Origin of the sequence: Phytomonospora sp. NPDC050363 (genome assembly GCF_040655735.1) — a bacterium.
Taxonomy (GTDB): domain Bacteria; phylum Actinomycetota; class Actinomycetes; order Mycobacteriales; family Micromonosporaceae; genus Phytomonospora.
In genome coordinates this window covers 455,940-481,528 of the sequence record NZ_JBFAKK010000005.1, presented here as the reverse complement: position 1 = coordinate 481,528, position 25,589 = coordinate 455,940, and the positions used below count along the sequence as shown (strand labels likewise).

The 25,589-nt window shown below is 69.6% G+C and carries 20 protein-coding genes; 9 read left to right on the top strand and 11 right to left on the bottom strand.

The genetic code is table 11. The annotated features are described in order from the left end of the window. Positions 1–14: 14 nt before the first annotated feature. From AB0I28_RS16770 to AB0I28_RS16755, 4 genes are all read left to right on the top strand, one after another. Complete coding sequence (locus AB0I28_RS16770; RefSeq protein WP_357494068.1) at positions 15–1,328, top strand: DUF6350 family protein; 1,314 nt, start codon at positions 15–17, stop codon at positions 1,326–1,328. Positions 1,329–1,331: 3 nt separating this feature from the next. Then, the gene (purN, locus tag AB0I28_RS16765) at positions 1,332–1,961 is read left to right on the top strand and encodes a phosphoribosylglycinamide formyltransferase (RefSeq protein ID WP_357494066.1); all 630 of its coding nucleotides are present in this window, start codon (positions 1,332–1,334) and stop codon (positions 1,959–1,961) included. Then, positions 1,961–3,517, top strand: coding sequence for a bifunctional phosphoribosylaminoimidazolecarboxamide formyltransferase/IMP cyclohydrolase (gene purH / locus AB0I28_RS16760; protein ID WP_357494064.1), 1,557 nt, complete (start codon positions 1,961–1,963; stop codon positions 3,515–3,517). Before purN ends, purH begins: the two co-directional genes overlap by 1 nt. A gap of 561 nt (positions 3,518–4,078) precedes the next feature. Continuing rightward, positions 4,079–4,750, top strand: coding sequence for an HNH endonuclease family protein (locus tag AB0I28_RS16755; RefSeq protein ID WP_357494062.1), 672 nt, complete (start codon positions 4,079–4,081; stop codon positions 4,748–4,750). A gap of 65 nt (positions 4,751–4,815) precedes the next feature. Here the strand turns inward: AB0I28_RS16755 and AB0I28_RS16750 are convergent, their stop codons facing one another. Beyond that, on the bottom strand, positions 4,816–5,265 hold the full coding sequence (locus tag AB0I28_RS16750) for a hypothetical protein (protein WP_357494060.1): 450 nt from the start codon (positions 5,263–5,265) through the stop codon (positions 4,816–4,818). A 60-nt stretch (positions 5,266–5,325) separates the two neighbouring features. On the opposite strand from AB0I28_RS16750, the gene AB0I28_RS16745 reads away from it, so the two are divergent. Further along, positions 5,326–6,294: a YafY family protein gene (locus AB0I28_RS16745; protein WP_357494058.1), complete on the top strand. Its 969-nt coding sequence runs from the start codon at positions 5,326–5,328 to the stop codon at positions 6,292–6,294. A 48-nt stretch (positions 6,295–6,342) separates the two neighbouring features. Here AB0I28_RS16745 and AB0I28_RS16740 read toward each other — a convergent pair whose 3' ends face one another. The 4 genes from AB0I28_RS16740 to AB0I28_RS16725 are packed head-to-tail and all read right to left on the bottom strand — an operon-like array spanning position 6,343 to position 12,029. Then, the gene (locus AB0I28_RS16740) at positions 6,343–8,784 is read right to left on the bottom strand and encodes a glycoside hydrolase family 2 TIM barrel-domain containing protein (RefSeq protein ID WP_357494056.1); all 2,442 of its coding nucleotides are present in this window, start codon (positions 8,782–8,784) and stop codon (positions 6,343–6,345) included. Positions 8,785–8,819: 35 nt separating this feature from the next. Then, complete coding sequence (locus AB0I28_RS16735) at positions 8,820–9,722, bottom strand: carbohydrate ABC transporter permease (protein WP_357494054.1); 903 nt, start codon at positions 9,720–9,722, stop codon at positions 8,820–8,822. Continuing rightward, the gene (locus tag AB0I28_RS16730; protein ID WP_357494052.1) at positions 9,722–10,690 is read right to left on the bottom strand and encodes a sugar ABC transporter permease; all 969 of its coding nucleotides are present in this window, start codon (positions 10,688–10,690) and stop codon (positions 9,722–9,724) included. The genes AB0I28_RS16735 and AB0I28_RS16730 overlap by 1 nt, the downstream gene beginning before the upstream one ends. 58 nt (positions 10,691–10,748) lie before the next feature. Beyond that, positions 10,749–12,029 carry an extracellular solute-binding protein gene (locus AB0I28_RS16725; RefSeq protein WP_357494050.1) on the bottom strand — a complete coding sequence of 427 codons (1,281 nt, stop codon included), beginning with the start codon at positions 12,027–12,029 and terminating at the stop codon, positions 10,749–10,751. Between the two features lie 227 nt (positions 12,030–12,256). On the opposite strand from AB0I28_RS16725, the gene AB0I28_RS16720 reads away from it, so the two are divergent. Continuing rightward, positions 12,257–13,291 carry a LacI family DNA-binding transcriptional regulator gene (locus AB0I28_RS16720; protein ID WP_357494048.1) on the top strand — a complete coding sequence of 345 codons (1,035 nt, stop codon included), beginning with the start codon at positions 12,257–12,259 and terminating at the stop codon, positions 13,289–13,291. Positions 13,292–13,375: 84 nt separating this feature from the next. On the opposite strand, the gene AB0I28_RS16715 is transcribed toward AB0I28_RS16720, so the two are convergent. Next, complete coding sequence (locus AB0I28_RS16715; protein WP_357494046.1) at positions 13,376–16,381, bottom strand: S8 family peptidase; 3,006 nt, start codon at positions 16,379–16,381, stop codon at positions 13,376–13,378. A gap of 327 nt (positions 16,382–16,708) precedes the next feature. On the opposite strand from AB0I28_RS16715, the gene AB0I28_RS16710 reads away from it, so the two are divergent. Both AB0I28_RS16710 and AB0I28_RS16705 read left to right on the top strand, forming a co-directional pair. Beyond that, complete coding sequence (locus AB0I28_RS16710) at positions 16,709–17,299, top strand: pentapeptide repeat-containing protein (RefSeq protein WP_357494044.1); 591 nt, start codon at positions 16,709–16,711, stop codon at positions 17,297–17,299. Between the two features lie 81 nt (positions 17,300–17,380). Next, a complete protein-coding gene (locus tag AB0I28_RS16705) occupies positions 17,381–18,151 on the top strand; it encodes a sporulation protein (protein WP_357494042.1) in 771 nt (256 codons plus the stop codon). Positions 18,152–18,502: 351 nt separating this feature from the next. Here the strand turns inward: AB0I28_RS16705 and AB0I28_RS16700 are convergent, their stop codons facing one another. The 5 genes from AB0I28_RS16700 to AB0I28_RS16680 all read right to left on the bottom strand — a co-directional run bounded on the left by AB0I28_RS16700 (position 18,503) and on the right by AB0I28_RS16680 (position 24,140). Then, a complete protein-coding gene (locus tag AB0I28_RS16700; RefSeq protein ID WP_357494040.1) occupies positions 18,503–19,549 on the bottom strand; it encodes a dipeptide ABC transporter ATP-binding protein in 1,047 nt (348 codons plus the stop codon). Beyond that, positions 19,546–20,616, bottom strand: coding sequence for an ABC transporter ATP-binding protein (locus tag AB0I28_RS16695; protein WP_357494038.1), 1,071 nt, complete (start codon positions 20,614–20,616; stop codon positions 19,546–19,548). The genes AB0I28_RS16700 and AB0I28_RS16695 overlap by 4 nt, the downstream gene beginning before the upstream one ends. A gap of 5 nt (positions 20,617–20,621) precedes the next feature. Next, entirely contained in the window at positions 20,622–21,473 is an 852-nt protein-coding gene (locus AB0I28_RS16690; protein ID WP_357494285.1) for an ABC transporter permease, read from the bottom strand. 55 nt (positions 21,474–21,528) lie between these two features. Then, positions 21,529–22,452: an ABC transporter permease gene (locus AB0I28_RS16685; protein ID WP_357494036.1), complete on the bottom strand. Its 924-nt coding sequence runs from the start codon at positions 22,450–22,452 to the stop codon at positions 21,529–21,531. Positions 22,453–22,544: 92 nt separating this feature from the next. Further along, positions 22,545–24,140, bottom strand: coding sequence for an ABC transporter substrate-binding protein (locus AB0I28_RS16680; RefSeq protein ID WP_357494034.1), 1,596 nt, complete (start codon positions 24,138–24,140; stop codon positions 22,545–22,547). 240 nt (positions 24,141–24,380) lie between these two features. Between AB0I28_RS16680 and AB0I28_RS16675 the strand changes: the two genes are divergently transcribed. Then, on the top strand, positions 24,381–25,577 hold the full coding sequence (locus tag AB0I28_RS16675; protein ID WP_357494032.1) for an RNA-guided endonuclease TnpB family protein: 1,197 nt from the start codon (positions 24,381–24,383) through the stop codon (positions 25,575–25,577). Positions 25,578–25,589: the final 12 nt, after the last annotated feature.

The window sequence follows — 25,589 nt, the reverse complement described above, 5'->3', positions numbered from 1 at the left end:
AGACACTTACCGCGATGGGCGAGCAGAGCCGGAAACGAGGCGCACAACGCGAGACCGCGAAGGTCGACGTCAGCCGTGTCCGCCAACGGCGGGGTACGCAGCGTGAGACCGTCCCCGTACAACAACGTCCGCGCGGCGGTCAGCGCGAGACGGTCCCGGTCGCCGACCGGCCCCCGCCCCCGCGGCGGAAGCGAACGGCGCGGTCGGTGTTCACCGCGGGGGGCGCGACCACGGGCTGGGCCGTGGTGGTCATCGCCACGCCCTTGATCGTCTGCGTCCTCGCCGCCTGGTTCATCGCGGGGCACCCCGGTTCGGCGTCCGACGCGGTCCGCGTCGCGGGCGCGACCTGGCTCCTCGGCCACGGCGTCCCGGTCGGCATCGGCGGCAGCCTGATCGGTCTGCCCCCGCTGGTCATCACCGCCCTGCTCGCGTGGCGCCTCAAGAAGGCCGGCGCGAACACCGCCCGGGCGATCGGCGCGCGCGACACGGCGGCCGTGCGGTCGGTGCTCCTCGCGATCGTCCCGCCGTACACGGGCGTCGCGGTGATCGTCGCGGCACTGGTCGACTCCGAGTTCTTCAGCGTCCCCGTCCTGCGCAGCGCGGGACACGCGGCGCTCTTCGCCGTCGTCTTCGCGCTGTGGGGCGCGCTGCGCGAGTCGAAGGTCGGCGTCCGGCGCTGGCGGCGCCTGCCGCAGTGGCTGCGCCGCGGCATCCGCACCGGCGGCATCGCCGCGCTGGTCCTGCTCGCCGCGGGCGCCCTGGCGGCAGGGGTATCCCTGGCGGCCAACGGCGCGGCGGCCACGGAGATCCTCGACGGCTACGGCACCGGCGCGCTCGGCGTCGGCCTGATCTGCCTCCTCTACGTACCGACCTTCACCATCTGGGCGACCAGTTTCCTGCTCGGGCCCGGCTTCGCCGTCGGCACGGGCACGACCGTCTCGCTCGTCGACGTGGTCCTCGGGCCGGTCCCGGCGGTGCCGCTGCTCGCCGCGCTGCCGACCCAGCCCGCACCGCCCGCCGCGACGGTCCTGCTCGGCGTGCCGCTGGCCGTCGGCGTCCTGCTCGGCGTCTTCCTCGCGCGGCGAAGCTCCGACCTGCGGCTGGCCCGCCTTCTCCTCGCGAGCATCGCGGCCGGACTGGTGTGCGGCGCCCTCATCGCGATCGCGGCCTACGCGGGGTCGGGACCTCTCGGCACGGGCAGGCTGGCGACGATCGGGCCGCACCTTTGGCTGACCGCACTGACCGCCACCGGCACCATCACCGTCGCGGTCGCCTTCGGCGCCGCCGCGACCCGTGCGCTTCTGGGCCGCGACCGGCGGTTAAGGTAGGTCGTGACCCTGCGTAGCCCCGCTCGTCTCGTCGTCCTCATATCCGGCTCCGGCACCAATCTCCAGGCGCTCATCGACGCCTGCGACGACCCGGCGTTCGGCGCCCAGGTCGTCGCGGTGGGAGCCGACCGGGGAGGCATCGCCGGGCTGACGCGCGCCGAGCGCGCCGGGATCCCCACCTTCGTGCACCGGGTCAAGGACTTCGCCGAGCGCGAGGCGTGGAACGCCGCGGTCACCGCCGACGTCGCCGCCGCCAAGCCGGACCTGGTCGTGTCGGCCGGCTTCCTGAAGATCCTCGGGAAGTCATTCCTCGCCGAGTTCGGCGACCGCTACATCAACACGCACAACTCCCTGCTGCCCTCCTTCGCCGGCATGCACGGCCCCCGCGACGCCTTCGAGGCCGGCGTCAAACTCGCCGGGGCCACCCTCTTCTTCTGCGACGCGGGCATCGACACCGGCCCGATCATCGCGCAGGTGGCGGTGCCCGTCCTCGACGACGACACCGTGGACACGCTCACCGAGCACATCAAGGAAGCCGAGCGGCGGCAACTCGTCGACTGCGTCGGCCGGATGGTGCGCGAAGGCTGGACCGTGACCGGACGCAAGGTAACCCTCGGACAGAAGAGCGAGTAATGAGCGACGCACGCAAACCCATCACCCGCGCGCTGGTCAGCGTCTACGACAAGACCGGCCTGGAAGACCTCGCCCGCGGCCTGCACGCCGCCGGCGTCGCGATCGTGTCGACCGGATCGACGGCCTCGACCATCGAGTCCTTCGACGTCCCGGTCACCCGGGTCGAGGAGCTCACCGGCTTCCCGGAGTGCCTCGACGGGCGCGTGAAGACGCTGCACCCGCGCGTCCACGCGGGCCTGCTCGCCGACCTGCGGCTGGACACGCACCGGGCGCAACTGTCCGAACTGGACATCGAGCCCTTCGACCTCCTGGTCAGCAACCTCTACCCGTTCCAGCGGACGCTGGCCTCGGGCGCCTCGACCGACGAGATCATCGAGCAGATCGACATCGGCGGCCCGGCGATGGTGCGCTCCTCGGCGAAGAACCACGCGAACGTCGCCGTCGTCACCGACCCGTCGTTCTACGCCGAGCTGCTCGCGGCCGTCGAGGCCGGCGGGTTCACCTTCGCCGACCGCAAGCGCCTCGCCGCGCGCGCCTTCGCGCACACCGCGACCTACGACGCCGCCGTCGGAAGCTGGCTGGCACGCGAGACCGGCGAGGGCGCGGAGTTCCCCGCGTTCGTCGGGCAGGCGCTGTCGCTGGAGAAGACGCTGCGGTACGGGGAGAACCCGCACCAGGCGGCCGCTCTGTACAACGAGCCGCAGGCCGCGGCCGGGCTGGCGCAGGCCGAGCAGCTCAACGGCAAGGAGATGTCGTACAACAACTACGTCGACGCCGATGCCGCGTGGCGTTCGGCCAACGACTTCGCCGACCCGTGCGTCGCGGTCATCAAGCACGCCAACCCGTGCGGGATCGCCGTCGGCGCCGACGTCGCCGAGGCCCACCGCAAGGCGCACGCCTGCGACCCGGTCAGCGCCTACGGCGGTGTCATCGCGGTCAACCGCGAGGTGACCGTCGAGCTGGCCCGGCAGGTCAAGGACATCTTCACCGAGGTCATCGTCGCGCCCTCCTTCGCCGACGAGGCCCTGGAACTGCTGCGCACGAAGAAGAACCTGCGGGTCCTGCTCGCCCCTGAGTGGACACCCGCGCCGCTGGAGTTCAAGCAGGTCTCCGGTGGAGTGCTCGCGCAGAAGGCCGACCGCGTCGACGCCGAAGGCGACGACCCCGCCAACTGGCGGCTGGCCACCGGTACTCCCGCCGACGACGAGACGCTCGCCGACCTGGCCTTCGCCTGGCGCGCGATCCGTTCGGTGAAGTCGAACGCGATCCTGCTCGCCAAGGACGGCGCGACCGTCGGGGTCGGGATGGGGCAGGTCAACCGCGTCGACTCGGCGAGGCTGTCGGTGACGCGCGCCGGCGACGACCGCGCGAAGGGCTCGGTCGCGGCCTCGGACGCGTTCTTCCCCTTCGCCGACGGGCTCGAAGTGCTGCTGGCCGCGGGCGTCAAGGCCGTCGTGCAGCCGGGCGGGTCGATCCGCGACGAGGAGGTCGCGGCGGCGGCGGAGAAGGCCGGCGTGACGATGTACCTGACGGGGGCGCGGCACTTCTACCACTAGGTTCTCCGCACATCCGATCCCGCCGACCGGAGTCGCCTCGCCCCGTCCGGCGAGGCGCGTTCCGGTCGGCGGCCTCGTCGCGGCCGCGGCCCCAGGCGCAGCCGCACCGGGCCGGCTCGCTCCTCGCCGGCGCCGGGGTTCGGTGGGGTGGTGTGTCGGCGTCGCTCGCCGTGGGTCTGGCGCGTGCGGGCGCTCGGCGGCTGTCGCGCCCGCCGGGGTGGGGCCTGGCGGCGGTCTGTGCGCCCGCCAGGGTGGGGCCTGGCGGCGGTCTGTGCGCCTGCCGCGCCCCCGCCTGCCGCGCACCCGCCCGCCCGGCGCCCGACGCCACTTCCGGGCTGTGGGGCCTCCCGGCCTCCTCCCTACGTTCGACGGTAGAGGGACGTCAGGCCCACGTGGCGAACCCGAATCCCCTTCCCTGTGGACAACCGGCGGGTTGTGGACAACCACCCCGCCACTCCCCCGCCCCCAACAGATCCACATTTCGTCATATTCATGTCATTGACACCCCCCACTTCACCCCCGACCATGAGGTCACCAGTCCCTCCGACCCCGGAGACCTTCATGTCCAAGCTCTTAACCCGAGCCACACTCCTCCTCGCGGCCCTCGTCGCCGCCTCCACTCTCTCCGCTTTCGCCTACCCGGCACCGGCGCAAGCGGCGTCCTACTCGGCACCACTGCGCACCGCGGTCGCCGGCCTCCCCGTCGCCACCGAGATCCGCACCGGCTACGACCGCGACCTGTTCCAGCACTGGATCGACGCCGACGGCGACGGCTGCAACACCCGCTACGAGATCCTCATCGCCGAGGCGACCACCGCGCCCAGCGTCGGCTCCGGCTGCACGCTCAGCGGCGGCCGCTGGTTCTCCTACTACGACGGCGCGTACTGGACCCTGCCCGCCGACCTCGACATCGACCACTTCGTCCCACTCGCCGAGTCCTGGGACTCCGGCTCGCGCAACTGGACCTCGACGCAGCGGCGCGCCTTCGCCAACGACCTCGGCGACTCCCGTTCGCTCATCGCGGTCACCGACGACGTCAACCAGGCCAAGGGCGACAAGGACCCGCGCGAGTGGCTGCCGTCGGTGACCAGCGTCCGGTGCCGCTACATCACCGAGTGGGTCGCGGTGAAGATCCGCTGGCGCCTGACCGTCGACAGCGCCGAGAAGAGCACGCTCACGTCGCTGGCCGCCGGCTGCTCGAACGTCACCGTATCGGTCACCTACGCGATCTGACCGCGGGCGTGTGGTGGGGCCTCGTGCCCGCGTGGCCCCACCACCCCCGTCACCCGCGTCCTGACCTAATCGCGGGTGAAGTCCATGACCCAGTTGAGTTCCCAGGTCTCGCCGTCGTCGGCGGAGAAGGACTGCTCCCAGCGGAAGGCGTCGGCGCCTCGCCCGGCCCACGCGTTGCGGACCCGAACGGTCCGTCCCTCGTGGACGGTCTCGCCGTAGAACTCGCCGTCACCGTCGCTCACCTTGCCGACGACCGGCTCGGTGAGGATCCCGTCGCGGCCGTCGACCCAGTAGAGCGACCACTCGCCGCTCTTCTGGTCCTGGAATCCGACGGTCATACCGGTGACGCCCTTGCTCGGGAAGGCCATCTCGTCGACCATCCCGACCCCGTCGAGGAGCAGCCGGCACACCGTCGTCCCCTCGAACTCTTCCCATTCGGTGTCGCCCGACAGCCATGTCCTCAACCGTCGGTTGGCGACCTTCCAGGACCCGACGAAGAAGTCGAAATCGTTCATGCCCGAACGCTATGTCCGCACCACTGCCATCTTCTGTCAGTGGATGTGTAAAGCTTCGGCATGCGCGCCGGCCGCCTGCTCTCCACCCTCCTGTTGTTGCAGGCCAAGGGGCGCAGGACCGCGCGGCAGATCGCCGACGAGCTGGAGGTCTCGGTCCGCACGGTCTACCGCGACATCGCCGCGCTCCAGGCCAGCGGCGTGCCGGTGCTCGGCGACCCGGGCCACGACGGCGGATACCACCTCCCCGACGGCTTCCGCACCAAGCTGACCGGCCTGACCACCGACGAGGCGGGCGCGCTGTTCCTCACCGGACTGCCCGAACCGGCCGCCGCGCTCGGGCTCGGCGGGCTGGCCGCCGCGACGACGCTGAAGCTCATGGCCGCGCTGCCCGATCCCATGCGGGAGCAGGCGACCAGGGTCCGCGACCGCTTCCACGTCGACACTCCCGACTGGTACGGCACCGCCGACGACACCCCGCACCTGGCCGCGATCGCCCGCGCGGTCTGGGAGGAGCGGCGCATCGCCGTCCGCTACCGGCGCTGGGCGAGCCCGCGCGAGGTCGACCGCGAACTCGACCCCTACGGCCTGGTCCTCAAGGGCGGGCACTGGTACCTGGTCGGGGCCGACCGCGGCGAGATGCGCACCTACCGCGTCTCGCGCGTGCTCTCCATGTCGCCGACCGGGACGGGGTTCCAGCGCTCGGCCGACTTCGACCTGGCCGCCCACTGGCGGGAGTACCTCGGCGAGTTCGACGCCCGCCGGGTGCACGGTGAGGTCACGGTCCGCCTGTCCCCCACCGGGATGGAGATGCTGACCGACCTCTTCGACGGCAACAGCGTGCGCGCCGTCGCCGACACCGGAGTCGCCGGAGCCGACGGCTGGGTCACCGCGCGGATCCCCTACGAGAGCGTGGAGTACACCACGACCCTGGTGCTGCGCTTCGGTGAGGACGCCGAACTCCTCGAACCGGGCTGGATGCGCGAGCGGCTCGCGGCGACCGTACGCGCGATCGCGGAGAAGTACGCGTGAGGCGCGACCGTGCGGGAAGGCGCCGCGGCGCCTTCCCGCACGGGAAGTTCAGCGCCTGGTGTCGTTGACGCACCTCAGCACCGGCGCGACCGTGAAGGCCACCGGGTCCAGTCCTTCCGGAGCGCTCACCGTGAACACCGTCGACTCGCCCGGCAGCAGGGTCACCATGGCGGTGTCCACTGTGGCCTGCGGGTCGACCCGGTCGGGGAACAGCGTGAGGTCGCGCAACAGCGAGCGCGCCTCGACACGTACGGCGTAGCCGCCCTCGACGGGTTCGGCGGTGGCCTCGAAGTCGGCTTCGGGGTAGGCCAGATCCTTGTCGCGGCCGAAGAACCACCAGGCTCGGTGGCCGTCGGCCTCGGCGAGGAGCAGTTCGCCCCGATCGTATTCGGGCGTGGCGGTCTCGGCGGCGAGGTCTATGCGGGCCGTGCCGTGGGAGTCGGCGTGGAGGGTGGCGGTGTGCTTGGCGAGCACGCGGCCGTCGAAGGACATGCGGGTGATCTCCACGGGTGCGTCCCAGGCCGCGCCGGAGTCGTTGACACCGAACAGGACGGGTGCCCCGTCGCGTTCCTGCACGGTGAGGAGTCGGTCGGCGTAGACCTCGCGCAGGGCGTACCAGAGGGGCTTTCGGCGCCCGTCGCCGTCGACGGCGGCCCAGGAGGTGACGGGCCAGCAGTCGTTGAGCTGCCACATGATCGTTCCCGTGCAGACCGGGCGCAGGGAACGGAAGTGGCTGATGCCCAGCGACAGGGCGCGGGCCTGGTTGAGCTGGGTGAGCCAGTGCCAGTCGTCGAAGTCGGCGGGCTCGCCGAAGTGGGCGTCGAGGCCGCGTCGGAGTTTGAGGTCGCCGTCGGCGGCCTTCTGGTGATGGGCCATGCCGGGCGAGTCGGGCGCCAGGACCTCGTCGGACAGCGCGCGGCGCAGGGTGGCGTAGGCGGGTGGCGCCTGGTAGCCGAATTCGGCGGCGAAGCGCGGGGTGTAGGTCAGATAGTGGGTGTAGTCGTGGGTGTTCCAGACGTCCCAGATGTGCATGTTGCCGTGCGCGGGATCGTTGGGGTGCAGGTCGTTCGAGCCCGACCAGGGACTGCCGGGCCAGTAAGGGCGGGTCGGGTCCAGTTCTTCCACAATGGACGGCAGGGTCTCGAAGTAGTATCCGGCGCCCCAGGTGAGCTCGCCGAGTTCGTCCTTCCAGCCCCAGTCCTCGTGGCCCCAGATGTTCTCGTTGTTACCGGTCCACAGCACCAGGCTCGGGTGGCTCGCGAGCCGAACAACGTTGTCGCGGGCCTCGGCCTCGACGTGTCCGGCGATCGGCTGCTCCTCGGGGTAGGCGGCGCAGGCGAAGAGGAAGTCCTGGCCGACCATGAGCCCCAGCTCGTCGGCGAGTTCGTAGAAGTCGCGCGACTCGTAGATGCCGCCGCCCCAGACGCGCAGGAAGTTGACGTTCGCGTCGACGGCCTGGGCGAAGCGTTCGGCGAGGCGTTCGCGGGTGATGCCGGCGACGAAGACGTCGTCGGGGATCCAGTTGACGCCGCGGACCCAGATGGGGCGGCCGTTGACTTCGACGGTGTACTGGCGGCCGTGTTCGTCGGGTTCGGTGTTGAGGGTGACGGTGCGGAAGCCGACGCGGCGCGACCAGGTGTCGTGGACGGTTCCGTCCTCGCCGAGGAGTTCGACGTCGAGGTCGTAGAGGGGTTGTTCGCCGTAGCCGCGGGGCCACCAGAGGCGGGCGCCGGGTACGTCGATGTCGACGACGGTCTCAGCGGTGGGGTCGGTGACCGGGACGTCGACGCGGTTGCCGTCGATGCGCACGGCGATGGTGAGGGGCCCGGCGGTGTCGTCGTCGAGGTCGATGTGCAGCCGGACCTTGCCGACGCCGTCGTCGACGGTCACCAGTGGACGGACGCGCGCCAGCCGCGCGGTCCATTCGTGGAGTTCGATGGGGCGCCAGATCCCGGCCGTGACGAGGGTGGGGCCCCAGTCCCAGCCGAAGTTGCAGGCGTTCTTGCGGATGAAGCCGAAGGGCTCGGGGTAGGCGTTGGGCCGGTCGCCGAGGAAGTCGCGGGTGCGCTCGGCGTATCCGTAGGCCGATCCGAAGCGCACGGCGATGCGGTTCTCGCCTTCGCGCAGGAGGTGCCGGACGGGGAAGCGGTGGCCGACGTGCATGTTGGAGGTGCGGCCGGCCTCGACGTCGTTGACGGTGATCGTGGCGACGGTGTCGAGCCCTTCGCACACCAGGTCGGTGCCCGTCTGGTCGCCCGGCGTCCAGTCGAAGGTCGTCTCGTAGACCCAGCCGGCGCGGCCGATCCAGGACAGACGCGTCTCGTTGTCGTCGAGGTAGGGGTCCTCGATGAGCCCGGCGGCGAGCAGGTCGGTGTGGACGCAGCCGGGGACGGTCGCGGGCACCGTCGCGGTGGCCACGTTGTCGGGCACCGGCGAGCCGACGGCTGCGGTGAGCCGCCAGCCGGCGTGCAACGGGGTGTGCTGGCTCAATGGATCTCCTTGACTCAATGGATCTTGTGCGTTGGTCAACCTTTGATACCCGACAGCGTGATGCCCTTGGTGAAGTGCTTCTGGAACACGAAGAAGAAGATCACAGTCGGCAGTGAGGTGAGCAGTGAGGCCGCCATCACCACGCCCATGCCCTGCGGGTTCTGTGCCACCGAGGTGCTCAGCCGGGACAGGGCGACGGGGAGGTTGGCGAAGGAGTCGTCGTTGATGATGATCAGCGGCCACAGGAAGTTGTTCCACTCGGCCAGCGCGATGAAGATCGCCATGGCGGCCAGCGCGGGCCGCAGGAGCGGAAGGACGATGCGCCACCAGATGCGGAACTCGCCGGCGCCGTCGACGCGGCCGGCGTGCACGAGTTCGTCGGGGATGGAGCGCATGTACTGGACGAGGAAGAACAGCACGAAGGCCTTGGCCAGCGCGGGAACGATGTACCCCTGGTAGCTGTCGAGCCAGCCGAGGTTGCGCACGATGAGGTAGTTGGGGATGAGGCTGACCTGCCAGGGGACCATCATCGAGGCCAGCACGACCAGGAAGATGATCCGGCGGCCCTTGATCTCCATCTTGGTCAGCGCGTAGGCGGCCATGGAGGCCAGCAGGAGCGAGCCGACGGTCACGGCGGTGGTGACGACCAGCGAGTTGGCCATGAAGCGGAAGTAGCCGCCGGGCAGTTCGGGCCAGCGCTGGAAGACGCCGGCGACGTGTCCGGCGATCTGCTTGCCGGGTTCCCACACGGAGTCGTGGAAGTTGTCGACGGAGGGGTCGGCGGGCAGGAAGCTCGGTGGGTTCTTGCTGAGTTCGGGGACGGGTTTGAAGGCGCCGATGACCATCCACCAGAAGGGCGCGAGCATGGTCACGGCGAGCAGGTAGAGGGGGACGCGGGCGAGGCCTCCCCAGGGCGCGCGGCGCTGTCGTGTGGCCATCACAGGTCCTTGAGGGTGCGGGTCAGGCGCAGCTGGACGGTGCTGACGATGAAGATGATGATGAACAGGGTCCAGGCGACGGCCGAGGCGAAGCCGAGTTCGAACTTCCCGAAGCCCATGTCGTAGAGGTAGGGCACGATCATCAGGGCGCTGTCGAGGATGCCGCCGACGTTGCTGGCGGTGGTGCGGAAGACGATGTAGACGGCCTCGAAGACCTGGAAGGCGCCGATGAGGCTGGTGACCAGGACGTAGGTGGTGACCGGGCGCAGCAGGGGCAGGGTGATGTGCCAGAACTGCCGGAAGGTGGAGGCGCCGTCGATCTCGGCCTGTTCATAGAGCTCTTCGGGGATCGCGTTGAGGCCGGCGACGAAGATGATCATGCCGTAGCCGGCGCCGCCCCACACGGATATGAACACGAGGATGGGGACGGCCAGTTCGGGTGTGCTCAGCCAGGCGACCGAGTCGCCGCCGAACCAGCCGAGGACGGTGTTGGCCAGGCCGAAGTCCTCGACGTCGAAGATCCAGCCCCAGATCAGGAACAGCGCCATCGACGAGGTGACCGAGGGCAGGAAGAAGATGGTGCGCATGGTCTTGTCGCGCAGGCTGGTGGTGCGAAACGCCAGGGCGAGGGCCAGTGCCAGGAGGGTGGTGAGGGTGACGGAGGCGATCACGTACATGACAGTGTTGCCGAGGGCTTTGCGGAAGCGGGCGTCGTCGGTCCAGAGGCGTTCGAAGTTGTCGAAGCCGACGAAGCCGGGCGGTTTGATGCCGTTGAAGTCGGTGAAGGCGAGGTAGAGGGAGTTCAGCAGCGGCCAGACGAGGAACGCGGCGAACAGCGCCAGGAACGGCAGCAGCATCAGGTAGCCCGGGAGGTTGCGGCGCAGGTGCGGCTGGTGGTTCTTCTTGCGGGCGGGGGTTTCCGGCGGGGTTTCGGGTGGGGCGGCCTCGGGGGCCTTGGTCGTCGACATTGGACTCTCCAGATGGCGGCGGGGGCCCGGCGGGGGTGCCGGGCCCTCGGGTGTGCGGTCAGCCGGTGAGGTTCTCGGTGAGCAGTGCGGCGATCTCGCCGAGCTTCTCGGCGGGGTCGGCGTCGTTGAGCACGACTTCCTGGAGGAGTTTGTCGATGTCGGGGCTGCTCTTGTCCCAGCCGTTGCAGTTCGGCGGGCCCTCGGCGGTCTGGAGTGTCGTCTTGAGCGCGGTCTTGGCGGTGTCGGTGGTGTCGAGCTTGTCGACGAGTTCGGCCCGCGGTGAGATCCACAGGAAGCCGTTGGCCTTGGCGGCCTGCTGGAGGGCGGCGACGGCCTCGTCGCTGTAGAAGAACTTGATGAAGTCGGCGGCCTGAGCGGGGAACTTCGTGTAGGACATGGCGCCCAGGACGCGGCCGCCGATGAAGCTGCCGGCGCCGGCGGGGCCTTCGGGCAGGACGCTGACGTCCCATTTGCCGACGAGGTCGGGGTGGGAGACGTCGAGTCCGCTGAGGTTCCAGTTGCCGCCGTTGGCCATCACGATGTCGCCGGACTCGAGGCCGCTGGCGAGGTCGGGTTCCTCGTTGGGGGCGCCGTGCTTGCGGTGCAGGTCGGCCCAGTAGTTGAGGGCGCTGACGCCTTCGGGGGTGTTGACGGTGACCGCCGAGCAGTCGTCGGTGTACCAGTCGCCGCCGGCCTGCTTGAGGAAGTTGGTGTACTGGAGCCAGCTCAGCGTCGACCAGGTCATGACGAAGGGGTTGTCGACGCCTTTGCCCTTGAAGTGCTCGGTGGCGGCGGTGAGGTCGGCCCAGGTGGCCGGCGGGGCGATGCCCTCGGCGGCGAGCAGGTCGCTGCGGTAGTAGAACAGGTACAGCGTCATGTCCATGGGGACGCCGTAGACGGCGCCGTCGGTGGATTCCACCGACTTCCAGGAGCCGGGCGCCACGAGGGGTTTCACCTCGTCGACGATCCCGAACTCGCGCAGGTCGAGCATGCCGCCGAGTTGGCCGAACTCGTTGCCCCAGGACAGGCCGCCGGAGATGACGTCGGGGCCCTGCTGGGCGGTCGCCGCCGACAGGATCTTGGCGTGCGAGTCGGCCCAGGCGACGGCCTGGATGTCGATGGTGGTCCCGGGATGCGCGGCGATGTAGAGATCGGCGACGGCCCGAAGGACCGCCACCTCCTCGTCGCCGCCGGTGTTCCAGAAGACCAGGTGAGCCGGTTCAGAGGAATCGGCGGTCTCGGTCTGCGGGGTCGAGGTGGTGCAGGCCGAGGCGGCCAGCACGGCGGCCGCCAACGCGGCCGCGAGCAGGGTCCTTAAGGCTTTCCTTGCGGGGTTCATGGTCATCGCGCCTTTCGTCCGAGCAGGAGAAACAGCTACTGAACCGGGTAAGTGAACCGACCGTAGGACCCTCGGACAACGATGTCAAGCAGTGGTCGAGACGGTGACCGTTTCGTGACGTCGCGGGAGATCAGAAGCGTGCGCCGATGGAGGTAGCGTTGGGCGGGCTCGGCGCAGGCCGAGGTCAACCGGTCAACCACCCTTCATCCCGCGGGGGATCGCACGACATGAAGCGGCCCACCATCGCCGACATCGCCAAGCGCGCAGGCGTCTCCAAGGGCGCGGTCTCCTACGCGCTCAACGGCCGGCCCGGCGTCTCCGCCGAGACCCGGCAGCGGATCCTGGCCATCGCCGAGGAGGTCGGCTGGCAGCCCAACAGCGCCGCGCGCGCCCTGTCCGGGTCGATGTCCAATGTGGTCGGTCTGGCGCTGTGCCGCCCGGCCCGGGTGCTCGGCATCGAGCCCTTCTTCATGGAGCTGATCAGCGGTCTCGAAGCCGAGCTCTCGGCCCGCGACTACGGCCTGACGCTCCAGGTCGTCGCCGACGCCGAGGCCGAGCTGGCCGTGCACCGCCGATGGTGGGCCGAGCGTCGCGTCGACGGCGTGCTGGTGTGCGACCTGCGCGTCGACGACCCGCGCGTGCCCGCGCTGGAGGCCCTCGGCCTGCCCGCCGTGGTGATAGGCGGCCCGACCAACACCGGCGCACTGCCCAGCGTCTGGCACGACGACGCCCGGCCGCTCGCCGAGACCGTGGAGTACCTGTCCGCCCTGGGACACCGCAGGATCGCCCACGTCGCGGGCCTCCCGGAACTGCTGCACACACGGGTGCGCACCGACGCCTTCCACGAGGTCGCCGCGCGCCTCGAACTGCCCGAGGCCGAGACGGTCTCCTCCGACTACACCGGGGAGGCCGGCGCCCGGATCACCCGGCGGCTGCTGAGTTCGGCGCGGCGGCCGACGGCGATCCTCTACGACAACGACGTCATGGCCATCGCCGGACTCGGCGTGGCGCAGGAGATGCGGCTCGACGTGCCCGGCGACCTGTCGATCGTGGCCTGGGACGACTCCCCCCTGTGCCAGCTGACCCACCCGGCGCTCACCGCCCTCGGCCGCGACATCCCCGCCTACGGCGTGATCGCCGCCAAGCGGCTCCTGGCCGCGATCGCCGGCGAAGACGTCGGCGACTACCGCGATCTGCCCGCGCAACTCACCACCCGCGGCAGCACCGGCGCGGTCCGGAGCCGAGCGGGAAAAGTCACTTAACCGTTTCAGTGCCACGGGAGGAAAACCGGGCCGCCCCCATGGAACGGCCCGGTCCTCAGTGCACTGTCCACTCTCGACCAGGTGTCAGGCCCTGATCACCACGGTCGTCGTGCTCAGCACCGTGCCGGTGGCGTCCCGGTAGGTCACCACGCCCCGGTACTCCAGCCCGGCCGTCAGGCCGCTCCAGGTTCCGGTGAGGGTGTAGGGCTGGTCGGCATTGACCGGCTGGGAAGGCTTGTTCAGCACGAAGTTCCCGGCGTCGCCGCCGAGCGCCAGCACGTGCAGCTTCCCGGTCACCGGCAGGTTCGCCGGCGAGGCGAACAGGTCGACGTAGACCACGTAGGTCGCACCGCCCGGCAGCGTCGCGCCCTCCTGTGCCGTCGTACCGGCCGAAGCGCCGAGGTAGGTCAGCGACCCGTTGGCGTTCTTGCGGTAGAAGAACAGGTCGAGGTCGGTCTGTTCGGCGTAGTCGCTGTCGTAGGTGTTGAACGACGCCGTCGCGCCGGCCGGGACGGTGGTCTCGACCTTCTTGACGTGGTCGTTCTCCGCCGGCGCGCCCGTCGGGAAGTTGCTCCCGTCGGGGTTGCGCAGGTCGAGCGAGCTGGTCACGACCGGCGCGAGACCGCTCACGGTCGCGTTGAGCGTGCCGGTGTAGCCGCTGGTTCCCGCCAGGTTCACCGAACCGCTCGTCCCGGTGCCCTCGACGGCCTTGGGGGCGGCCAGCGCGCCGGGCTTCACGACGACCGGGCTGCGCACCGAGTGACCGCGCAGGTCACGCCAGGTGTACGAACCCTCGGTGTAGGCACCGAGCGCCGCGGTCGTCCGGGTCACCGTCACCTTGAAGGACGCCGACTGGCCCGGGCGCAGCGTCAGCGACTGCGGCGAGACGGTCAGCTTGGTGCCCTCGGGGGCGTCGGTGGTCGCGAAGTACGTGCTGGTCTTGTCCGACACGTTCGTCACGGTCCGGGTGACCGTCTCGGCCCGCACGAAGTTGCCGATCGCGATCGACGGGTAGTTCAGCTGCGTCGGGTCGAGCGCGCCGAACTCCGCGCACAGGTCCGGGTAGCGCGGCACGAGTTCGCCGACACCGCAACCCCAGCGCAGCCAGTCGACCGCGTCGGAGTCGTAGACCAGACCCGGATCGAAGGCCTTGCCGACCGTCACGTGCCCGGCGCCGTAGTCGAAGGCCGTGGCGTCGCGCCCGGCCCGCTGGATCGGGCGTCCGGCGGTGTCGGTCTGGGACGCGGTGGTCATCAGCGCCGACTTGACCGCCATCGGCGACCAGTCCGGGTGCTTGCCGATGACCAGCGCGGCCAGGCCCGCGATGTGCGGGCTCGACATCGAGGTGCCGCTGTTCGGCCCGAAGTTCTGGCCGTTGTTGTTGGGCGGCGCGACCGCGGCGTAGACGTCCACGCCGGGGGCGGTGATGTCGGGCTTGAGCAGGTCGCCGCCGGCGGCCAGCGCGGGACCGGCCGAGGAGAACCCGGCGATCTCGGGCGCGGGCTTGGTGGAGGCCACGGCCGACCCGATGGCCGCGGTCGGCGTCGAGGTGCTGCTCAGGTAGGCCAGCAGGGTGCTGCCGGCGGCGGCGTTGACGTGCACGGCCGGCAGGACGTGCGCGTCGAGGACGACGTCGTCGGAGGCGGGCGACGGGTTGTACAGGATCATCCCGACACCGCCGGCCTGCAAGACGGCCTTGCCCTTGTCGACACGGCCGACGGTCCCGCGGGCGCAGGCGACGATCTTGCCCGTCACCTTGGCGGGATCGAGCGATCCGATCGCGCAGAGGTTGGCGTCGCCGCCACCTGGCAGGCCGCTTTCGCCCGACAGCACGACCGGCGCGCTGGGCAGGCCGTTGCTGAGGCTGGCGCCCTTGAAGGTCTGGCCGTTGCCGAGCGTCACGGTCGCCTCGGAGATGCGCCCGTGGGTGCTGGCCGCGACGGTGGTGACCCACGGCGTGTTGTGCGCGACCGTGCTGGCGCCCGGACCGCTGTTGCCGGCCGAGTTGGCGACGAACACGCCCGCCGCGGCGGCGTTGAAGTACGCCAGCTGCTGGGGGGTGAACGCCACGTTCGTCGAACCGGAGATGGAGTAGTTGATGACGTCGACACCGTCGTTGACGGCGTCCTCGATGGCCGCGACCGCGTTGGCCGAGGACACCGTGCAGCCGCCGTCGGCGGTGGTCCAGCAGATCTTGTAGAAGGCCAGGCGCGCGGCCGGGGCCATGCCGGAGATCTTGCCGAGGGGCTTGCCGAAGACGCCGGCGTCGACGCCGTGGTTGCCGGCGGCCGTTGAGCCGACGTGCGAACCGTGGCCGTTGTGGTCGCGCGGCGAGGCGAAGTCGCCGGGGACGACCACGGCGGGCTTGTAGTAGCGCGCCCCGATCACCTTGTTGTTGCACTCGATGTCGCGGGCGGGGTCGCCGGTCTCACCGTTCTGGCAGGTCCCGTTCCACTTCGCGTCGATGACGTCCTGGTCGGGCCGCGGCTCGGGAAGCGCGCCGAAGGACGGGTTCTCGGGCCACACGCCGGAGTCGAGGATGCCGACGATGACGCCCTCACCGGCGTGCTCGTCGCCGCCGTACTGCTGCTCCCACACACCACTGGCGCCGGTGAGGCCCAGGAAGTCGGGGGTGGTGACGGTGTCGGCCTTGAGCTGCTCGTCCGGGTAGAGGTTCTTGACGCCGGGCGCCTTCGACAGCGCGAGGGCCTCCTCGGCGGTCAGTTCGGCGGTGAAGCCGTTGAACACGGTGTCGTAGGTGCGCAGCACCTCGGCGCCGGGGACCTCGGCGATGGCGTCGCCGCGCAGGCCGGCCAGGTAGTTGCGGTAGCGGGCGACCTTGGACTCACCGGTGTCGAGGCGTTCGCCTTCGTCGGCGCGGGTCGAGGCGAGGCCGCTGACACCGCCGTCATAGGTCGCGACGGGTTCGGCGTCGAGTTCGACGATGAAACGGCCGGCGCTGTACTGGGTCGGAGCGCCTTCCTCGGCCACCGCCGCCGTGCCACTGCTCAGCAGGGCCCCGGCGGTGACCGCGACCGTCACCAACGTTAAATAGACCGGTTTACGGCCGAAGAGAGTTTTCGAGGACACGAAACGCTGACCTCCACTGTGGTGGGCTGCCCGCGCGGACGGATGCCCTTCGGGCAGAAGCCCCTGGGCGAGGGGCGTGTGCGGAGCGTAGGCCAGCCGATCGAGTGATGTAAATCAACCGAACCGGTCGTGGGCTCACCCTGAGTGGCCCCGGATATGCCATCGTGTAACGAATCCGGCGACGTCGTCGCAGGTCAGCCAGAGATGCCTCCGGGCGGCGGCCGGGACCGCCCGCCGGGCGCGGGAGTGCGGCGAGGACGGCGCGAGGACGAGACGGGGACGGCGGCGCTTCGCGCGGGCCCCGGGGCGGTCGTGTTGACTGTCGGGGTGACCATCACCGACGAACGCATCGCCTACCAGGACTGGGCTCTCGAGGAGCGGACGAAGGAGCGCTTCGAGGGCTGCGAGTTCGTCGAGGTCGACGCCTCCGAGGCGGTGTTCACCTCGTGCGTGTTCGAGCGGTGCGAGTTCACCGGGCTGCGGCTGAACTCCGCGACGCTGACCCGGTGCGCGTTCCTGGGCTGCACCTTCCGTCGCTGCGTGCTGTTCGGGACGCTCTTCGACGACTGCAAGCTCACCGGAACGTCCTTTGTGGAGACGGAGCTGCGGCCGGCGCGCATCGTCGGCGGCGACTGGTCCTATGTGAACCTGCGCAAGCAGGACCTGTCGAAGGCGCGCTTCGCGCGGCTTCGGCTTCGCGAGGCCGATCTGACCGAGGCCGACCTGTCGGGCGCCGACCTGCGCGAGGCGGACCTGTCCTACGCGCGGATCCACAACGTGAAGCTGCGCGGAGCCGACCTGCGCGGCGCCGACCTCACCGGCATCGCCCTGCGCAACCTCGACATCACCGACACGCGCATCGATCTGGCGCAGGCGGCGCTGTTCGCCTCGGCGTACGGGGCGCGTGTGGAGTTGTGAGCCGGTCGGTCCACTATTCACCCGTCACAGGCGCGGTTACGCTGGTGGCCACTCTTCAGGCTCAATGAAAGGAACCACCCCGTGGTCTTGCGTCAGCTCAAGGCGGTCTTCGGTGCGGGGGTCACCGTGGACAGTGTCCTGACCGACCCCAACGTCACACCTGGCGCCACGCTCAACGGGGAGGTCACCTTCACCGGCGGGGAGAACGACCAGAAGGTCGAGGGCATCACCGTCGAGTTCACCGCCATCGTCGAACTCGACGACAAGGGCGAGGACAAGCAGTCCACCTTCGACTTCCACCGCGCCCAGGTCTCCGGTCCCTTCCAGCTCGCCAAGGGGTCGACCCACACCGTCGCGTTCGCCATTCCCGTTCCGCTGGAGACGCCGCTGAGCGCCGTCAACGGCAGGCCGCTGCCGACGATGAAGCTCGGCGTCTCGACCGAACTGGCCTTGGACAACGCCTTCGACAAGGGCGACCTCGACCCGCTGGTCGTCGAGCCGCTTCCCGTGCAGGCCGCGGTGATGACGGCGATGGAGGAGCTGGGCTTCGTGCTCCAGGTCGCCGACCTGGAAGCCGGCACGATTCCCGGCTCGCACATGCCGTTCTACCAGGAGATCGAGTACTGGCCCGGCGGTGAGTTCAAGGAGAAGTTCCGCGAGGTGGAGCTGACCTTCGTCGCCGGCAAGGCCACCACCGACGTGCTGTTGCAGGCCAACGACAAGGGCGGGCTGCTCAGCCCGGCGCACGACGCCTACCAGCGCTTCACCGTGCAGAACGAGACGCCCGGCGACCTGGTCGAGGCCCTGCGCACGCAGCTGACCCAGCTGGCGCAGAGGCAGGGGATCGCTTAGCGACGGCCGGATGCCCCAGCCCGCTGAAACCAAGCCGGTGGGTGGCCGCCTCACGGCGACCCCCCACCCGGTGGCGGAAACGGGAGACAATGCGTTCCGCTGGGCGTTCGACCCCGCGAGGTGGTCGCGCGCCGATACCGAGTGTAGACAACCTCGCACGAGCCGTGACATCGGCACCGGGTCGATTCATTCCGTTATCGGGCGCGGTCGGCGGGTGGGGCGGGGGTTTGGTTGGGGGGTAAGGGAATCAACCCGCCCACCACCGGAGCCGCCGAGGCAGCGAGGTCACCGCGCCCGCCCCGCGAGCGCGGGCGCGAAACGTACAGGGTGAGGAGCCCGGCCGCGGCCCCCTCACCCCAGAATGTGGTCCGCCCTCTCGGCGTAGTGGCAGGCGCTCGGGTGCGGGTCGGCCTCGCGCTCGATCAGCGCCGGCGTCTTCTCGGCGCACAGGTCGGTCGCCTTCCAGCACCTGGTGCGAAAGCGGCAGCCCGAGGGCGGGTTGGCCGGTGACGGGACGTCGCCGGAAAGGCGGATGATCCGCCGGTGCTCGCGGGCGTCGGGGTCGGGCACGGGCACGGCCGACAGCAGGGCCTGCGTGTAGGGATGGGTCGCGCGGTTGTAGATCTCGTCCTCGGACCCGATCTCGACGATCCTGCCGAGGTACATCACGGCGACGCGGTCGCAGATGTGCCGCACCACCGACAGGTCGTGCGCGATGAAGATGTAGGACAGCCCCAGCTCGGCCTGCAACTTCTCCAGCAGGTTGATGACCTGCGCCTGGATCGACACGTCCAGCGCCGACACCGGCTCGTCGCAGATGATGATCTCGGGGTTGAGCGCCAGCGCTCGGGCGATCCCGACACGCTGCCGCTGCCCGCCGGAGAACTGGTGCGGATAGCGGTTGATGTGCTCGGGATTGAGCCCCACGAGGTCGAGCAGTTCGCGCACCCGCGTCTCGCGCGCCTTGTCCTTCCCGCCGACCCCGTGGATGATCAGCGGCTCGGCGATGATGTCACCGACCGTCATGCGCGGGTTCAGCGACGTGTACGGATCCTGCATGACCATCTGCACCTGCCGCCGCAGCCGGCGCAGCTCCCCGCCCTTGGCCGCGACGATGTCGCGCCCGTCGTAGACGGCGGTGCCCGCGGTCGCGTCCTCCAGCCGCATCAGCAGCTTCGCCAGGGTCGACTTCCCGCAACCGGACTCGCCGACGACGCCGAGCGTCTCCCCCTTGTGGAGGGTGAAGTCGACGCCGTCGACGGCCTTCACATCCCCGATCTTCCTGCGGAAGAGGATGCCGCGCGTGATCGGGAAGTACTTGACCATCCCCTCCACGGTCAGGATGGGCTGGCCGAGCGTGGGTTTGGCGACGGCCGCCGCCCCGGTCCGATTGCTCACAGCTCCGGCTCCTTCCGCGTGGGCTCCAGTTCGCCCGCCAGCAGTTCGCGTGCGAAGTGGCAGGCCGAGTGGCGCCCGCCGAGGTCGAGCGAGGGCGGCACCTCCGACCGGCAGACGTCGCGCACGAACCGGCAGCGCGGATGGAACGGGCAGCCCGAGGGGATGTTCGTCAGGTTCGGCGGCAGGCCGGGGATCGTGCGCAGGGTCTTGCCCTTGTCGTCCAGCCGCGGGATCGAGTTGAGCAGGCCGAGCGTGTACGGGTGCGCCGGACTGCGGTAGAGCGCGTGCACGTCGGCGTGCTCGATGATCCGCCCGGCGTACATGACGGCGATGCGGTCGGCGACGTCGGCGACCACGCCCAGGTCGTGGGTGATCAGGATCATCGCCGTGTTCAGCTCGCGGCGCAGATCCCCCAGCAGGTCCATGATCTGGGCCTGCACGGTCACGTCGAGGGCCGTCGTCGGCTCGTCGGCGATGACCACGTTCGGCTTCTGGGCCAGCGCCATGGCGATCATGACGCGCTGGCGCATGCCCCCGGAGAACTGGTGGGGATAGGCCTTCAGACGCTCGCGGGCCCCCGGGATGTTCACCAGCTCCATCAGCTCGACCGCGCGCTCCAGGCCGTCCTTCTTGGACAGACCCTCGCGCTTGCGCAGCGCCTCGGAGATCTGCCACCCGACGGTGAACACCGGGTTGAGCGCCGAGAGGGCGTCCTGGAAGATGATCGAGATCTCCCGGCCGCGCACCGCGCGCCGGTCGCTCTCGCTCGCGGTGAGCAGATCCTTGCCCTGGTAGAGGATCCGGCCGCCGGTGACGAAGCCCGGCGGGGTGTCGAGGATGCCCATGATGGCCTGCGCCGTCACCGACTTGCCCGACCCGGACTCGCCGAGCACGGCGAGGGTCTCGCCGGGGTCGAGGTGGTAGGACACGCCGTTGATGACCTTGGCGGTGCCCTCGCCGGTTCGGAACTCGACGTAGAGGTCGTCGACCTCCAGCAGGTGGCCGCCGCCGTCGTCGGGCCCCGGCGCGCTGTCCTGCTCCACAATGGAGTGCGAGTGTCTACCCATCTCAGTCACCGCAACTTCGGGTCGAAGGCCTCGCGCACGGCGTCGCCGAGCATGATGAAGGCCAGCACGGTCAGGGCAAGGAACGTCGACGGGAACAGCACCGGCCCGAGCGCGTTGCGGACCCGGCCGGTGGCGTCGGCGATGTCGGCGCCCCAGGAGATCTCGCCCCCCTTGAGGCCGATTCCCAGGAAGGACAGCGTCGCCTCGACGGAGATGAACGAGCCGAGGGCGATGGTGAGTACGACGATGACCGGGGCCATCGCGTTCGGGGTGATGTGCCGGATCATGATCCGCCTGTTGTCGGCGCCGAGCATCCGCGCGGCCTGCACGTAGTCCTGGCCCTTGGCCGAGATCACCGACGAGCGCACGATCCGCGCCGGACTGGTCCAGCCGAGCAGGCCCAGCGCCAGCACGACCGGCCAGACACCGGTCAGCGTGACCGACGACAGGATCACGATCGCACCGAGCAGCAGCGGGATTCCCAGGACGATGTCGGTGACCCGGGCGATGACCGCGTCGGCCCAGCCGCCGTAGTAGCCGGCCAGCATCCCCAGCACCGCGGCGATGACCGCGACCATGATGACCGAGTAGAGGCCGACCTGGAGTGATGCCTTCGCGCCGTAGATGGTGCGGGCGTAGATGTTGCAGCCCTGCAGGTTGTACCCGAACCAGGCCTCCGAGCTCGGCGGCTGGAGCGAGCGGCTCAAGTCGCAGGCGTAGGGGTCGGCGTCGGTGAACAACGACGGCCAGAGGGCCATCAGCACCAGGAGCACGATGATGACCGCGGAGATGATCGCGATCGGGTTTCGCCGAAGGTCGCGCCAGGCGTCGGAGGCGAGGGACCGGGTCTGGCCCATGCCCGCTTCGCCCTCGGCGAGGACGACCGTGGCGTCGGGCGGCAGTGCGTTCTGATCACTCATAGCGGATCCGAGGGTCGAGGACGGCGTACAGGACGTCGACGAGCAGGTTCATGAGCAGGTAGACGATGACGAGGAGGCTGACGATGGTGACCACCGTCGGCCCGTCCTCCAGGCTGATGGCCTTGGCCAGTTCGAAGCCGATGCCGGGGATGTTGAAGATCTTCTCGGTGACGATGGCGCCGCCCATGAGGCCGCCGAGTTCGATGCCGAGGAAGGTGATGACCGGGATGAGGGAGTTGCGAAGGACGTGCACTCCCACGACCTGGGAACGCTTGAGCCCCTTCGACTTGGCGGTGCGCACGTAGTCGGCGCGCAGATTCTCGCCGACCGAGCTGCGGGTCAGCCGCACGGCCGTGGCCAGCGACAGCGAACCCAGCACCAGCGCGGGGACCACGTAGGCCGACAGGTCACCGGAGCCGCCGACGTTGGTCGTCCACAGCCCCCACTTGGCGCCGAAGAGTGCCAGCGTCGAACCGATGACGAAGACCGGGATCGAGATGACGATCAGCGTGAGCAGCAGGACGACGGTGTCGAAGATCCCGCCGCGCTTCATCGCCACGATCACGCCGAGGGTGATGCCCACGACCACGACGAAGACGAAGGCGATGAACGCCAGCTTGAGCGTGTAGGGCCAGGCCGACGCGACGATCTCGCCGATGTCGCGGCCGGAGGTGTTCACGCCGAGGTTGAAGGTCAGCAGGTCCTTCATGTAGTAGAGGTATTGAACGAAGAACGGCTGATCGAGGTGGAACTCCTCGATGAGCGCCTGGCGGACCGACGGGCTCAGCGGTTTCTCACCGGCCAGCGCGGCGATCGGGTCGCCGCTGGCGGCGAACATGAGCCAGTACACCAGAAGCGTGGTGCCGAAGAAGGCGAGCACCATCTGGAGTAGTCGGCGGATGATGTAGCGGAACATCGCAGCCCCTCATGGGCCGGCGGGGCGGCCCTCACGGTGTCCTCCGAGGACGGTGGCCGGGACGCGCTGGACGCGCCCCGGCCCCGGGTGCCTCAGGCGTTCTCGATCGAGAGCAGGTCCAGCTCGTAGAACAGGTCGATGGTCACGTTCTTGACCTGGTCTGAGTAGCCGAAGTTGTTGCGGCCGAAGCGCATCGGCAGGACCGGGAGCTTCTCGGCGAGGATGTCCTCGGCGGCCTGGAAGTCCGGGATCGAGGCCTGCGCGTCGGCGGCGCCGAAGCCTTTGGCGAGCAGGTCGTCGAAGGACTCGTCGCAGAAGCCGGAGTAGTTGGGCTGCGGGATGGCGTTGCAGCTGTAGAGCGGTTCGAGGTAGTTGTCCATGGTCGGGTAGTCGGGGATCCAGCCCTGGCGGAAGATGCCGACGGCCTCCTTTTTGGACAGGGAGGTCAGCAGGTCGGCGAACTTCGGGACGGGGTTGCCGGTGCAGGTCACGCCGAGGTTGGTGGCGAGCTGGTTGCAGGTGGCGTCGATCCACTCCTTGTGGCCGCCGTCGGCGTTGTAGCTGAGCTGGATGGTGTCGCTGCCGTCGGCGGCGGTGTAGAGCGCCTTGGCCTCGGTGGGGTTGAACTGGCACCACTCACCGCAGGAGTTCTCGCGCGCGCCGGGGAACTGCGGCGAGACCCAGGAGGTCGCCGGGGTCGCCGAGCCGGCGAAGATGGTCTCGGTGATGGCGGGGCGGTCGATGGCCATCGAGATGGCCTGGCGGATGCGGACGTCTTGGAACTCCTCCTGGTAGACCGGGAAGGCCAGGCCCTGGAAGGAGCCCGACGGGGTCTGCCCGAAGCGGTCGCCGAGGTCGGCCTTGGCGTTGCCGATCTGCGCGGTGGGGATGGTCTTGACGATGTCGAGGTTGCCGCCGACGACGTCGTTGTACTGCGCGCCGGCGTCCTGGTAGATCTTGAAGTCGACGCCCTTGATCTTCGGCTTGGTGCCGATGTAGCCGTCCCATGCCTCGACGGAGATCTTCTGGTCGTGCTCCCAGGTGCCGTTCATCTTGAAGGGGCCGTTGCCGATCGGCGCGTTCTGGAAGTTGGCCGGGTCGGCGAAGGCTACCGACGGCAGCGGGAGGAAGTTCGTGTAGCCGAGCGTGGTGTCGAAGGCAGAGTAGGGCGAGGCGAGGGTGACCTTGATGGTCAGGTCGTCGACCTTCTCCAGGCCCGACATGCGGTCGGTCGTCGGGGTGGAGCCGTTGGTCGGGTTGAGCGCGGCGTACCCGTCGATCTTGTTGTAGTACGAGTTCAGGTCCTGGGCGTTGGGGCCGTAGGCGCCGTAGTTCCAGGTGTTGATGTAGCTGTCGGCGGTGACCTTCTCGCCGTTGTGGAAGGTGTAGCCGTCCTTGAGCTTGATCGTCCAGACCTTGTTGCCCTCGCTGGCCTCGATCGACTCGGCGGTCTCCAGCTCGGTCTCCAGCTGGTCGTTGTAGCGGACCAGCGGCGAGTAGAGCGCCGAGATGACCTGGTGGCCCTCGGTCTCGCCGACGGAGGTCACGAACAGGCTCTTCGGCTCACCGATGCCGACGCTGATGACACCCTCGGAACTGCCGCCGCCGTCGTCACCGCCGCCGCAAGCCACGAGCACGCCCGCGGCGAGCGGCAGGCTCACGAAGGCGCAAAGCGCGCGCTTCCCCATTGCGTCTCCCTATGCCTCGAAGTCAGACCGGCCAAAGCCGCCTTGACGCACTGGCGACCGGTCGGCTCGTGTCACATTGGCCACCATACGCCCAGATTTTCGAGAAATAGGTGTTTCGTCCGCTAGACGGTCTACCGCGTCGTCGTTCGGCCCGACCGTGCCCGGACCTGCGGTTCCGGACCGGTCCGGCCCTTAACGCCGCCTTACCACCAAGCACTACCGGGTGGTAAGTTCGTCCACATGAGAGGCGCGTACAAGTGTCGGGCGTACCCCGACCCCGAGCAGGCGGCGATCCTCGTCCGCACGTTCGGCTGTGTGCGCAAGGTCTGGAACGAGGTCCTGGAGTGGCGCACCCGCCGCTACCGGGCCGACCAGGTCAAGACCAGCTACGCCGAGTCCGACCGGTACCTCACCTCGCTGAAGAAGACCAGCGAGCTGGCCTACCTCAACGAGGTCTCCTCGGTCCCGCTCCAGCAGACGCTGCGGCACCAGTACCGCGCCTACATCGCCTTCTTCACCGGCCGCTCGCGCTACCCGCGCTTCAAGTCGCGCAACGGGCGCCAGGCCGCCTCCTACATCCGCTCGGCCTTCCGCATGCGCGAGGGCGTCTTGCACCTGGCGAAGATGAGCAGCCCGCTGCCCTTCGTGTGGTCCTGGCCGGAGATCGACCCCGCCGACATCGACCCGGCCACGGTCACCGTCAGCCGTGACCCCGACGGCCTGTGGTTCGTCACGTTCCAGCTCGACACCGCCGGGCCGGCGCCGCTGCCCGAGACCGGACGGCAGGCGGGCCTCGACCTCGCCGCGGGCGCCTTCGCCGTCACCTCCGACGGCGAGCGCTTCGCCTGCCCGCGCGGCCTGACCAGGCGTGAGCGCAACCTGGCGCGCTACCAGCGGCGGATGGCCCGGTGCCGGGCCGGCTCGAACAACCGGGCGAAGGCCAGGCTGAAGGCCGACCGCGCGCGCGGCAAGCTGCGCCGGGCCCGTACCGACTTCCTGCAGCGCACCTCCACCGACCTGGTGCGCCGCTATGACCTGCTCGTGGTCGAGGACCTCGCGGTGACCGGCCCGCGGCCCAACCGCCGCTACGCCAAACGCCCTCCCGATACCGGGTGGCCGGCGTTTCGGTCGATGCTGGTGTACAAGGCCGCCAAGTGGGGCCGCCAGCTGGTGACCATCGACCGGTTCTTCCCCTCGTCGCGAACCTGCTCTGGTTGCGGGCACCTCCTGGCCCGCCTGGCCGACAAGACCAGGCACTGGACGTGCCCGACCTGCCGCACCCTGCACGACAGGGATGTCAACGCGGCGAAGAACATCCTGGCCGAAGGACGTTCGGTTGCGGCCTGTGGAGCCGATATAAGACGGCGAGGGACACCCCTCCCGCGTTCGGCGGCGAAGCAGGAAACCCCACCCGTGAGGGTGAGAACCCTCCACTAGGTGGAGAGAAAG

Bases quoted from the DNA above. Each gene is read 5' to 3' on its own strand.
- AB0I28_RS16675 (WP_357494032.1), top strand. From the start codon at position 24,381: ATGAGAGGCGCGTACAAGTGTCGGGCGTACCCCGACCCCGAGCAGGCG.
- AB0I28_RS16770 (WP_357494068.1), top strand. From the start codon at position 15: ATGGGCGAGCAGAGCCGGAAACGAGGCGCACAACGCGAGACCGCGAAG.
- AB0I28_RS16750 (WP_357494060.1), bottom strand. From the start codon at position 5,265: ATGAACGATTTCGACTTCTTCGTCGGGTCCTGGAAGGTCGCCAACCGA.
- AB0I28_RS16745 (WP_357494058.1), top strand. From the start codon at position 5,326: ATGCGCGCCGGCCGCCTGCTCTCCACCCTCCTGTTGTTGCAGGCCAAG.
- AB0I28_RS16695 (WP_357494038.1), bottom strand. From the start codon at position 20,616: ATGGGTAGACACTCGCACTCCATTGTGGAGCAGGACAGCGCGCCGGGG.
- AB0I28_RS16720 (WP_357494048.1), top strand. From the start codon at position 12,257: ATGAAGCGGCCCACCATCGCCGACATCGCCAAGCGCGCAGGCGTCTCC.
- AB0I28_RS16690 (WP_357494285.1), bottom strand. From the start codon at position 21,473: ATGGGCCAGACCCGGTCCCTCGCCTCCGACGCCTGGCGCGACCTTCGG.
- AB0I28_RS16730 (WP_357494052.1), bottom strand. From the start codon at position 10,690: ATGTCGACGACCAAGGCCCCCGAGGCCGCCCCACCCGAAACCCCGCCG.
- AB0I28_RS16725 (WP_357494050.1), bottom strand. From the start codon at position 12,029: ATGAACCCCGCAAGGAAAGCCTTAAGGACCCTGCTCGCGGCCGCGTTG.
- AB0I28_RS16685 (WP_357494036.1), bottom strand. From the start codon at position 22,452: ATGTTCCGCTACATCATCCGCCGACTACTCCAGATGGTGCTCGCCTTC.
- purH (WP_357494064.1), top strand. From the start codon at position 1,961: ATGAGCGACGCACGCAAACCCATCACCCGCGCGCTGGTCAGCGTCTAC.
- AB0I28_RS16755 (WP_357494062.1), top strand. From the start codon at position 4,079: ATGTCCAAGCTCTTAACCCGAGCCACACTCCTCCTCGCGGCCCTCGTC.
- AB0I28_RS16680 (WP_357494034.1), bottom strand. From the start codon at position 24,140: ATGGGGAAGCGCGCGCTTTGCGCCTTCGTGAGCCTGCCGCTCGCCGCG.
- AB0I28_RS16735 (WP_357494054.1), bottom strand. From the start codon at position 9,722: ATGGCCACACGACAGCGCCGCGCGCCCTGGGGAGGCCTCGCCCGCGTC.